General features: G+C 63.7%; 12 protein-coding genes. 5 read left to right on the top strand and 7 right to left on the bottom strand.

The annotated features are described in order from the left end of the window. The 4 genes from opgC to AB3X99_RS37745 form a co-directional block, all read right to left on the bottom strand. A partial coding sequence (opgC, locus tag AB3X99_RS37760) for an OpgC domain-containing protein (RefSeq protein WP_368619885.1) occupies positions 1 to 1,006 on the bottom strand: 1,006 nt, incomplete at its 3' end. 240 nt (positions 1,007 to 1,246) lie between these two features. Then, positions 1,247 to 1,723: a VOC family protein gene (locus tag AB3X99_RS37755; protein WP_368619884.1), complete on the bottom strand. Its 477-nt coding sequence runs from the start codon at positions 1,721 to 1,723 to the stop codon at positions 1,247 to 1,249. 106 nt (positions 1,724 to 1,829) lie between these two features. Then, a complete protein-coding gene (locus AB3X99_RS37750) occupies positions 1,830 to 2,090 on the bottom strand; it encodes a hypothetical protein (RefSeq protein ID WP_368619883.1) in 261 nt (86 codons plus the stop codon). Between the two features lie 124 nt (positions 2,091 to 2,214). Continuing rightward, complete coding sequence (locus tag AB3X99_RS37745; RefSeq protein ID WP_368619890.1) at positions 2,215 to 3,132, bottom strand: helix-turn-helix domain-containing protein; 918 nt, start codon at positions 3,130 to 3,132, stop codon at positions 2,215 to 2,217. A 195-nt stretch (positions 3,133 to 3,327) separates the two neighbouring features. On the opposite strand from AB3X99_RS37745, the gene AB3X99_RS37740 reads away from it, so the two are divergent. Next, entirely contained in the window at positions 3,328 to 4,227 is a 900-nt protein-coding gene (locus AB3X99_RS37740) for a DMT family transporter (protein ID WP_069263782.1), read from the top strand. Positions 4,228 to 4,234: 7 nt separating this feature from the next. Here the strand turns inward: AB3X99_RS37740 and AB3X99_RS37735 are convergent, their stop codons facing one another. Then, the gene (locus tag AB3X99_RS37735) at positions 4,235 to 4,489 is read right to left on the bottom strand and encodes a hypothetical protein (protein ID WP_368619882.1); all 255 of its coding nucleotides are present in this window, start codon (positions 4,487 to 4,489) and stop codon (positions 4,235 to 4,237) included. Between the two features lie 54 nt (positions 4,490 to 4,543). Next, positions 4,544 to 4,744, bottom strand: a complete 201-nt coding sequence (locus tag AB3X99_RS37730) for a hypothetical protein (RefSeq protein ID WP_368619881.1) — start codon at positions 4,742 to 4,744, stop codon at positions 4,544 to 4,546. Between the two features lie 596 nt (positions 4,745 to 5,340). Here AB3X99_RS37730 and AB3X99_RS37725 point away from each other — a divergent pair. From AB3X99_RS37725 to AB3X99_RS37715, 3 genes are all read left to right on the top strand, one after another. Further along, a complete protein-coding gene (locus tag AB3X99_RS37725; RefSeq protein ID WP_368619880.1) occupies positions 5,341 to 5,730 on the top strand; it encodes a hypothetical protein in 390 nt (129 codons plus the stop codon). A 210-nt stretch (positions 5,731 to 5,940) separates the two neighbouring features. Next, on the top strand, positions 5,941 to 6,444 hold the full coding sequence (locus AB3X99_RS37720; RefSeq protein ID WP_083245199.1) for a DUF2844 domain-containing protein: 504 nt from the start codon (positions 5,941 to 5,943) through the stop codon (positions 6,442 to 6,444). A 21-nt stretch (positions 6,445 to 6,465) separates the two neighbouring features. Beyond that, a complete protein-coding gene (locus tag AB3X99_RS37715) occupies positions 6,466 to 7,797 on the top strand; it encodes a DUF3443 family protein (RefSeq protein ID WP_368619879.1) in 1,332 nt (443 codons plus the stop codon). Between the two features lie 76 nt (positions 7,798 to 7,873). Here the strand turns inward: AB3X99_RS37715 and AB3X99_RS37710 are convergent, their stop codons facing one another. Continuing rightward, a complete protein-coding gene (locus AB3X99_RS37710) occupies positions 7,874 to 8,746 on the bottom strand; it encodes a LysR family transcriptional regulator (protein WP_368619878.1) in 873 nt (290 codons plus the stop codon). 103 nt (positions 8,747 to 8,849) lie between these two features. Here AB3X99_RS37710 and AB3X99_RS37705 point away from each other — a divergent pair, with 103 nt between their 5' ends. Continuing rightward, on the top strand, positions 8,850 to 9,923 hold the full coding sequence (locus tag AB3X99_RS37705) for an alkene reductase (RefSeq protein ID WP_368619877.1): 1,074 nt from the start codon (positions 8,850 to 8,852) through the stop codon (positions 9,921 to 9,923). Positions 9,924 to 9,997 lie beyond the last annotated feature (74 nt).

Genomic DNA, 9,997 nt, shown 5'->3' with positions numbered 1-9,997 from the left:
CGCCAGCCAGCGCTGCCGCGAACGCCGCCGCGCCGTGCAGCGCGTGTGGCGTGGCGGTGTCGACGATCACCGAGATCAGCGTGCCGCCGACGAAACACACGAGTCCCGTGCGGCCAACGGTCACGACGGCGGGCACGCGCGCGGCGATCCGCGCGATCGTGCCGCGATGGACGAAATACGCCGCCACCATGGCAATGCCGATGAAGTTGACGACGCGCGCGAAGGCCAGATGCTGTTTCATTGCCCCAGGCATGGGTTGAATCAGGAGGAACCATTTAACCGCCGCGAACAGCACCACCGCGGCGAACGCGCATCGTACCAGCCAGCGCGCGGTTTCCGAGGTCTTGAAGCCGGGCGGAAGCGGGTGCAGCCGGCAGAGCATGCCGAATACGAACATCAACTGCCACGCGAATGGGTTGAACGGCCAGTTCGCGAGCGTGCTCGCGCCGATGAGCGCAGCCAGCAGCGGCGCGAAGGCCCAGAGCAGCAGGCTGCAGATCAGCGTGGCGAGCGGCGCGCGGCGGGCGAAGGGGACGGCTGCGGGCACGCACAGCGCAAATATGACATACATCGGCAGCACGCTGGACAGATACGGCTGGCGGGCGAGCAAGACGACGTGGAGGGTCTCGCGCAGCGGATGCGTGGCAAACGACGCCCAGCCGCTCAGGTCGGCGGCGGCAGGATTGAGGTTCAGGAGCGCGAGCATCGCGCCAGAAAGCAGCGTGAGGAGGGCGGTCAGCAGATAGGCGCGGTAGATCTCCCAGCTGCGGCGCAGGAAGCGCGCTTGCGCGGCGCTCATGCCACGGTGCGCGCGCACGACCATAAAGGCCGCGGCCGACGCGTACCCGCCGAGAAACACGAACACTTCGGCGGAGTCGCACAGCGCGTAAGCGTGCAGCGTCAGCTGCGCCAAGGCGCTGCCCGGTATGTGATCGAGCACGATCACAATCAGCACGACGCCGCGGAAAAAGTCGACTTCGATCGAACGCCTCTGGCGAGACTCCATGGTGCCCTCGCAAGCATCGCGGCGGCGCCAGCTCAGGCTGGCGTCGACCGCTCGATGAATGTCAGGGCGGCGGCTCACCTATCGTGAGCGTCGCCCTTGTGCGTACGAGGGCATCTCGCAGGTATCGTTCCCTGCTCGCGGCGTGGTTGGCGCTTTATGCGCCTGATATGACACGCGCGCCATGTCGGCGCCATCTGCATGCCAGCTATGTGGCGATTGCGGTGTCCGGCGGCGTGTTGCCTACTTCGCTGCGGCGGCGCGCTCGATTCCGGCGATGTCGATCTTGCGCATGGTCATCATCGCTTCCATCGCGCGCTTGCCGGCTTCGCGATCGGCGCCGAAGACGCATTCGAGCAGGCGCTTTGGCGTGATCTGCCACGAAAAACCCCAGCGATCCTTGCACCAGCCGCAATCCGATTCCTCGCCGCCGTTGCCGACGATGGCGTTCCAGTAGCGGTCGGTCTCTTCCTGGCTGTGGGTCTCGACCATGAAGCTCACGGCCTGGTTCGCCTGGAAGTTGGGGCCGCCGTTCAGGCCCACGAAGCGCCGGCCGAGCACCGTGAATTCGACCACCAGTTCCGCCCCCGCACCGATGCCTGGTATCGGGGATACATGGGCAGCCCCGACATGGCTGTCCGGAAACGTCGCGGCGTAGAACTCCGCCGCTTCGCGTGCTCTACCTTCATCGAACCACAGGCAAGTCACAAGTTCCGCCATCACGATCTCCTTTGACAAGGCGTCTCATTGCCGACGCGTAGCGCACATTGTGACAAAGCCTCGGCGTTATGGGGGATTTTTGATTTTTGCTGATGGAGTACCGCGGCTAGTCGATGCAGCGTTCGATCGCGAGGGACTGGGCGTTGTGTGCATCTATCCTGTCGTGTTCCGAAAATGATTCGGAGTACGATGCAACACACAGCGCAAGATTAGCGCGAGTGCTGTGTGGCGCGAACGTGAGCGCAAGCGTGAATGCCATGACTGCCGCAAGGACAATAGCGCCGCCGCGCAAGGTCGTGCGCAGAGCGGGCGATAAGGGGAAAACGGCGCTAAAACGCGAAGTGTGTTCGACGATGGTTCGGAACATGACGGGCTCTTTGCGGTGAACGTCGAGGGCATGACGTCACGATAGGCAGGCCCGGCAGTCGCGACAAGACCCAGCCGCGCGGCAAAACATGGAGCCACGCACCGCGGGATCGAGGGACAAACGACTACTTCAGGAATGCTTGACGATAGACATTCGGCGCGGCGCCGAATGCATCGCGGAAGCGATGGCTGAAGTGGCTCGTGTTCGCGTACCCGCACTCTGCGGCAATCTGCGCGAGCGGCAGAGCAGTCGTGCGCAACAGCAGGCGGGCGCGCTCCAGACGCTGGGCGGCGATCCACGCATGCGGCGGCCGCCCGAACGAGGTGCGAAACATGCGCGCGAGATGGTACTCGGAAAGGCACGCGACATCGGCCAGTGCGCCGAGCGTCAGCGTCTCGCCCAGGTGGGCGTCGATATAGTCGCGCAGCCGCCGCCGTGTCGATACGGCGAGGCCGCCCTTGAGGGCCGCGCCCGCGCACCGCACGCCCTGGCTGCGCAGCAGCAGGCTCAGCACGTCGTGCGCCGTTTCGTTGCTGCGTAAAAGTCCATCTGGATCGGCCCAGTTTTCGTTGGCCAGCGCCTGGCAGAGCACGGCAATGCGTTCGTCTTCGAAATACGTGCGGTCAGCGAGAGTGAGTTCGCGCGGTTCCTGGTCGAGCTCGCGCACCGCGCGCTGCGTGAAGTGCTCGGGCAGGAAATACAGGTGCATGAAATGCATGTGGCCGCGCACCCACCAGCGCGATTCATGGTCGCCGGGCAGCGCGCAGAGGCGGCTTGGCGCGCCGTACACGCCAGGCAGTTTCTGCCGCTCCGTGCGGTAGCCGCCGTCGAGATAGCACGACAGCGTGTGATGGCCCGGCCGGTCATAGACGGTTTCGGCCTCGCGCGTGACGCGCGTCCACACGGCGGCCGCGAGCTGGTCGCCGAGCCACGCAAAGCGCTCCAGCGTCGCATTGGCCTCGCTCAGCGTGCGGCACACCGAATGCAGCCCAAAGGGCGTATTGGCGAGGGCGGGTGCGGGAAGCGGCACCTGGGCGTTCATGGTCGGGGCGGCGTGCTGCAAGGCGGTGATGGGGTCCACAAAGCGGGTAGTCAGAGCGGCTTTTGAAAGTATACGCTCGCGCCCCCGCCGTTGCTGGCCGTGGCCGGGCGCAGGCAAGAAATGCGCAATCCTGGACAAGTCCGCGCCGGCCCCGTGCGCCATAGTTGTGGCATCGACTCGAGGTCCTTTCCCGCGATGAATCTCTTACTCTACGTGCTCACCGTCCTGATCTGGGGCACCACCTGGATCGCTATCAAGTGGCAGCTTGGCGTCGTGCCCGCGCCCGTTTCGATCGCCTGGCGTTTCGGGCTCGCGGCACTTCTGGTGTTTGCGCTGCTGGGCGTGATGCGCCGCCCCGTCTGGCCGCCGCGCGCGGCGTGGCGCTATCTCGTCGCCCAGGGGCTGGCGCTGTTCTGCCTCAATTTCCTGTGCTTTTACTATGCCGAGAACATCGTGCCGAGCGGGCTCGTGGCCGTGGTGTTTTCGACCGCGCCGCTCTTGAATTCGATCAACGGACGCATTTTCATGGGGCGGCCGCTGCAACCCTCCGCCGTGGGCGGCGCCGTACTGGGCCTGATCGGGATCGTTTGTCTTTTCCTGCAGCAGATGGCCGGCCATATCGGCGATCAGACCGCGTGGCTCGGCCTCGCCGTGGCCTTCCTCGGCACGCTGTGCTTTTCCACGGGCAATCTGCTATCCAGCCGCATGCAGTCGATGGGGCTCAATCCGCTCGTCACGAACGGCTGGGCCATGCTGATCGGCACCGCTGTGCTCGTGGCCGGCAGTGCCGCGGCCGGATTGCCGTTCAGGCTCGAAATGGATGCGCGCTATCTCGGCGCGCTGGCCTGGCTCGTCGTAGCAGGGTCAGTGATCGGTTTTACGGCCTATCTGACGCTCGTTGGCCGGATCGGGCCCGAGCGCGCGGCGTATTGCACGGTCTTGTTCCCGATCGTCGCGCTGGCCGTTTCGACGGTCTACGAGGGCTACCGGTGGTCCTTGCTTGCGGTTATCGGGCTTTTGCTGGTCGTCTCGGGCAACCTCGTAGCGTTCGATCTGACGCGGCGCCTGTTCGCGCGGCGCGCGCCGGCAGCGTGAGCGGGCTTCAGCGCGCCAGGCTCGCCTTCAGGGTGTTGGCGTAGCGCCGAAATAGCCAGGCGGAACACGGCGCGCCCAGATAGAGCGCGCCGAAAGCAGCGAGTGCGGTGCCCAGCAGATTGTGGGTGTCGAGCGAAGCGAGAGCCTGGTGCCGCGTCGCGAGGCCGGGTGCGGCGACGACGACCGAGGCCGTGAGCGTGGGTAGTCCTGCGACACCTGGATGGGCCAGATGCTCCAGCAATGCCCGCGCGTATCGGTCCACACTTCCCGTATCCAGGCAGACGAGCACCGGAGCGAGGATGGCCAGTCCCCAGGTTCAGCCAAGATATCGCCAATAGCTCGGGTAGGTGAGGAGCCGGAACGGCGGCGTGCGGTCGGGGCTCAGGGTGTTCACGGCGGACGACGAAAGCCACGCGTAGGGCAGTAGCAAAACCGCAAATACGGGGTGGTGACGGAAATATCGCCAGCCGTCGCGCCATGCGCCCTTCACGCACTGACCCAATATGATCGACTCCATTCGAATCCCTTGTGCGTTTTTATTTGCGGTTGCCTCGAAGCGCCAGCGTGGCGTTTATGTGTTTTGCATCATTCGCCGCTGGCCGGACGGCCGCGTCGATTGTGACGGGCTGTGGGCGACGAGTATGTGGAATGGCACACTGAGATTTTCGGTGAGTTATTCAATTCAATTTCAAATCCCTACATTTTTATTACGACTGCGTAAATGCAGCGTTCATAAACTAATGGTCTGCGCTAAAGATTCGTCTAAAGGTTGCCGATAGCCTTTTAAGAACAGAATTAATACGATTGCAAACACGCGGCACGCCGGCCGCTCGGGGGTTACCGCCAACGCATGCGCGTGCGGGGAATGAACGAATGCAAAGCAGATGGCCCATCTCACCGTGCAGCACACGCCTGCACACGCAATTCACGCTCCGGACGAGCGCGGTCCTCACGACGGGATTGACGTTCGCGGGCGCTATCAAGCGCAACGGCATGGACGCGACTCTGGCTCGCGGGTGTCGACATGACATGGTAAACGCCGCGAAATCCGTTCAGTGCATCGCGTGATCTTCGCCGGGGACAGGGACAAGACAAGGACGGGAGAGGCCTGCAATGAAGGTTCACGCTAGTGCGCTTACGCTGCTGCACTGGTTGGCGCAACGCGAAAGCGCGTCGGTCAGCGAAATCACTGCGTCGGGGTTGATGAATTCGCGCGAAGCGTCGGATGTCGTGCGCTACGCCATGCGCAACGGGGCTGCCGAACGCATCAATAAGGGCGCGAGTGCGCGAGGATCCGCGCGCTACCGTTCTACCGGCGTCCCACTGCCGGAGCCACGGACGACGCCGGCCGGTGCGTCATTCGAAGGCTTGCTGAGCGCCTGGGGAATCGCCAAGGAGCCGCCCGAGCTTCCCGCGGTGCGTACGCGCGTGTACCAGATCGAAGATAACAGCCAGGATAATCGAGGCAGAGATCGCCTCGGCAAACTAAAGCTCAATGATTGAAACCAACTGCGAGCAAATTGGGGCGACTGGGGAGACTAGAGAAATAGATACACCGTTCAGCGGACCCGGCAGGGCATTTCGGGTAGTCTCCCGGGACACCCCGGCGTGAAGTGAGGGTTCGATTCTCGCCGTTGATTTTCGCAAGGATGGCAACGGCAAACCTGCGCCGATGTGCGCGATAAAACCAACCATAAAAAGGGTTCTCTCCTGATGTCGAATCAGATCTTGCACGCCGCGCTTTGCGCGGCGTTCAGCTGTGCTGCGCTCGGTGCGGCGGCACCTGCCTCGGCTGCACTCGGCGGCATGCCCACGCCCGCGCCGGCTGGAGCTGTCTCCAGTTCGGCCAATGCGGCCGTCGTCCATGCTGCATCGGGCGTCTCGGGTACCGCGAGCGCCGCCTCGTACACGGTGACGCAAACGACTTTCGCCACCGGCACGGTCGTCCGTGAGTACGCTACGGCGGCGGGCACAGTATTTGGAATTGCGTGGAGTGGGCCGATCATGCCGAACCTCCCCGTACTGCTCGGCACCTACTTCACGCAATACGACAGTGCGCGCGTCTCGCAGCGCACCGCTAATCCTGGCCGTGGTCCGCTGGCCGTCGAGCTTCCCAATCTTGTGGTTCATTCCGGCGGCCATATGGGCGCGTTCTCCGGGCAAGCCTATCTGCCGCAGTCGTTGCCGACGGGCGTGAGCGCCACCGACATCCAATAACAAACTAAAACAAGGCGAACCATGTTGAGTATCAATGGGAAACTGGCCCGAATGCTGGCTGCATTCGGTTTGGCGGTGACTGTCGCTCTCGTCGCGGGTTGCGGTGGTGGCGGCGGATCGGGCAATTCGTCGGCGGGCACGTCGACAGGCAGCGGCGGCACGGGCGGTACGTCCAACAGCACGGTCCTCGCTGCCGGCGCCCCGGTATCGAGCTTGCCCGCGACGCTCGCGAGCAACCAGGTTGCCGTGACTGTGGCGTCGGGCGTCAAAAACGCCCCGAACATTCCGACGGTCAGCGTGACGATTTGCGCTCACGGCACGAGCACGTGCCAAACGATCAACGACATCCAGGTCGATACGGGGTCGTGGGGGTTGCGGCTCACGCTGGATGCGCTGAACAGCACCATGCAGGCGGCGTTGCCGGTCGAGACAGTGAGCGGCAAATCCGTTGCCGAGTGCTTCGGTTTTGCCGACGGCAACACCTGGGGCTCCGTTCGTACGGCGGATGTGACGATCGGCGGTGAAACGGCTTCGAGCGTGCCCATCCATGTCATGGGCGATCTGCCGCAAACGGCGGCTGGCGGCACTAACGACGGCTGCGCAGTTGGTACGCTCAACGACACGTCGTCGTCAATCGCGGCGCACGGCATTCTCGGCATCGGCCCCGCGGAATACGACTGCGGCAGTGGCTGCGCAACCACGCCGAACGGCGTCTATTTCGGCTGCACGGGGTCGGGAAGTTCGACGAGCTGCACGGACCTCGCGGTAGTGGAAGCGTCGCAAGTGACGAATCCGGTCCGGTTGTTCCCGACCGACAACACGGGCGTGATCCTGAACATGCCGGCCGTGACGTCGTCGGGTTCGACGAGCGCAACCGGGTTCCTGACGTTCGGCATCGGTACGCAGTCGAACAACGTAGTGCCGACTTCCGGCATTCAGAAGCTCACAACCGACCATTATGGCAACGTGCAAAGTGCATCACTGAGCGGTACGAGCGTGTCGGCGGCATTCTTCGATACGGGCTCAAACGGTCTGTTCTTCCCCGACAGCACGTTATCGTCGACGATGTGCACGCGCGCGATCGGCTTCTACTGCCCCGCTTCGACGGTGTCGCGGACGCCTTCTGTCACAGGGTTCAACGGCACCAACGTTTCGGCGGGGCTTAGCATCGCCAACGCGCTGAATTTGTTCGAGGACGGTGGCTTCGCGTACGGGAACGTCGGCGGGATCATGACGGGCGTCGCCTTCGATTTCGGCATGCCGTTTTTCTATGGCCGCACTGTGTACGTCAATTACGATCCGAGCACTGATGGCAATCAAGGCGTCGCTACGTCGGCCTACGTTGCCTTCTAAGTCGTAGTGCCGAATCCGCGAGCGGCCGCAGCGCCGCTCGCGGATATCTCAGCGGCCATACATCCTCGGCGGTGCGCTACCGCGCCAGCCGCGCCCGCAAAAACTCGATAAAGCGCTGCGTCTTCGCCGGCAGCAGACGCGTTTCCGTAATCGCGTAGACCGGCGTGGGCGTGCCATGCCATTGCGGCAAAATCCGCCGCAACGCTCCGCTGGCCACCTCGTCGGCCACGATTTCCGCTGGCAGCAGCACGATGCCCATGTCGAGCGTAGCGAGGCGGCGGATCATGCCGACGCTGTTGAGCGTAAAGCGTCCGCCCACCTTCACCATGCTCGTGCGCTTTGCGTCGTGCAAGGTCCACGTGTCAGCCCTCAGGATAACCAGGCATTCGTGCCGTTCCAGGTCGGCCGGCTTGCCTGGCTCGCCCGCGCGCCGGAGATAGCCCTGCGACGCATAGAGATATGGTGTGAGCGACGCCAGCGGACGCGCAATGAGTTGCGAGCTCTCGGACTCGCCCATGCGGATCGCCACGTCGAACGGATCGCTCACCAGATCGACACGCCGCGGATTCAGTTCGAAATCGAAGGAGATGGCTGGGTAGAGACTGGCGAATTCGGCGATCAGGGGCGCGAGGTAGTTGACGGCGAAATCGACCGGAAACGAGGCCCGCAGCACGCCGCTGGGCTGCGCGACCATGTCGCCTAGCTGCTCGTGCGCGAGGCGGGCTTCATCGACGATGCGCTTGCAGCGCTCGAAGTAGACCTGACCCGCTTCGGTCAACTCGATCTTGCGCGTCGTGCGATGGAGCAGGCGCAGTCCGATCGCCTTTTCCAGGCCGCTGATGCGGCGTGAAAGGGTGGAATTCGGCATGCCTGTCGCGTCGGCGGCACTGCGAAACCCCTTGGCTTTGACGACTTCCACGAACAAGGCCATGTCGTTCAGTAGTTCCACCTTGACTGCTCCATCAATGGATCAATGATATCCAAATTACCATATTTATCCCAATCGTGAAGCAGGCGATGATGCACCATCCAAACCAGTCGAGGTGATCATCATGAGCAAGCTTTTCGAATCCGTACGCGTCGGACGTTACACGCTGCCAAACCGTCTGGTCATGGCGCCCATGACGCGTTCGCGCGCGCTGGCCGACGGCACGCCCGGCGAACTGGCCGCCGAGTATTACGCCCAGCGTGCGAGCGTTGGCTTGATCGTCACCGAAGGCACGCAGCCTTCGGATGAGGGCCAGGGCTACATGACGACCCCGGGCATTTATAGCGACGCGCATGTCGCCGGATGGAAAAAAGTCACCTCCGCCGTGCATGCGAGAGGCGGCCATCTCTTCATCCAGCTCATGCACGCCGGCCGCATGTCGCATCCCGACAATACGCGGCACCACCGCGTGGGCGTCGCGCCTTCCGCCATTGCGCCGGGTACGGCCATGTTCACGGCCAGGGGCATGCAGGACATTCCCGTGCCGCGTGCCTTGACCATCGAAGAAATCCGCCGCACCGTCGACGATTTCCGCACCGCCGCCCGCTACGCCGTTGATGCCGGCGCGCACGGTGTCGAAATCCACGGCGCGAATGCCTATCTGGTTCAGCAGTTCTTCGCGCCGAGCGCCAATACGCGCACGGACGAATACGGTGGCCCGATCGAAAACCGCGCACGCTTTGCGCTCGAAGTCGCGGCCGCCATTGCCGGCGAAATCGGCGCGGACCGCACGGCTATCCGCCTTTCACCGGGCACGACGCTGTGGGGCATCGACGAAGGCGCCCAAGGCCCCGATCTTTATCACTATCTGGTGGCCGAACTCGACAAACTGGGGCTCGCCTATCTGCACATCGCGCATCAGGGCGACGAGGCGCTGCTGGCTGACATTCGCAAGCTGTGGAAGGGCGCGTTGATCGTGAACCGGGCTGGCCGCCCGCGCGAACAGATTGGCGCAGATGTGGCCACGGGGCTGGCGGACCTGGAATCCTACGGTCAGATGGTGCTGGCGAATCCCGATTTCGTCACCCGCCTGCAGCGCAATGCGGCGATGAACGCGGCGGATCGCAACGGCTTCTTTGGGGGCGCCGCGCAAGGCTATACGGACTACCCGAGCTTGAGCGAAGTGGCTAACGCCTGACGTAACGAGAAGGCGCGGGGCGTGCGTTGCATTCGCCGCGCCATTACAAACCGCCTGCCTTGCGCGGTTACGCA

The sequence above is a fragment of the Paraburkholderia sp. BR10882 genome (assembly GCF_040948855.1).
In the GTDB taxonomy this organism is placed as follows: domain Bacteria; phylum Pseudomonadota; class Gammaproteobacteria; order Burkholderiales; family Burkholderiaceae; genus Paraburkholderia; species Paraburkholderia nodosa_A.
The sequence above is the reverse complement of the archived record's forward strand: the minus strand, read 5'-3'. Positions and strand labels throughout refer to the sequence as shown.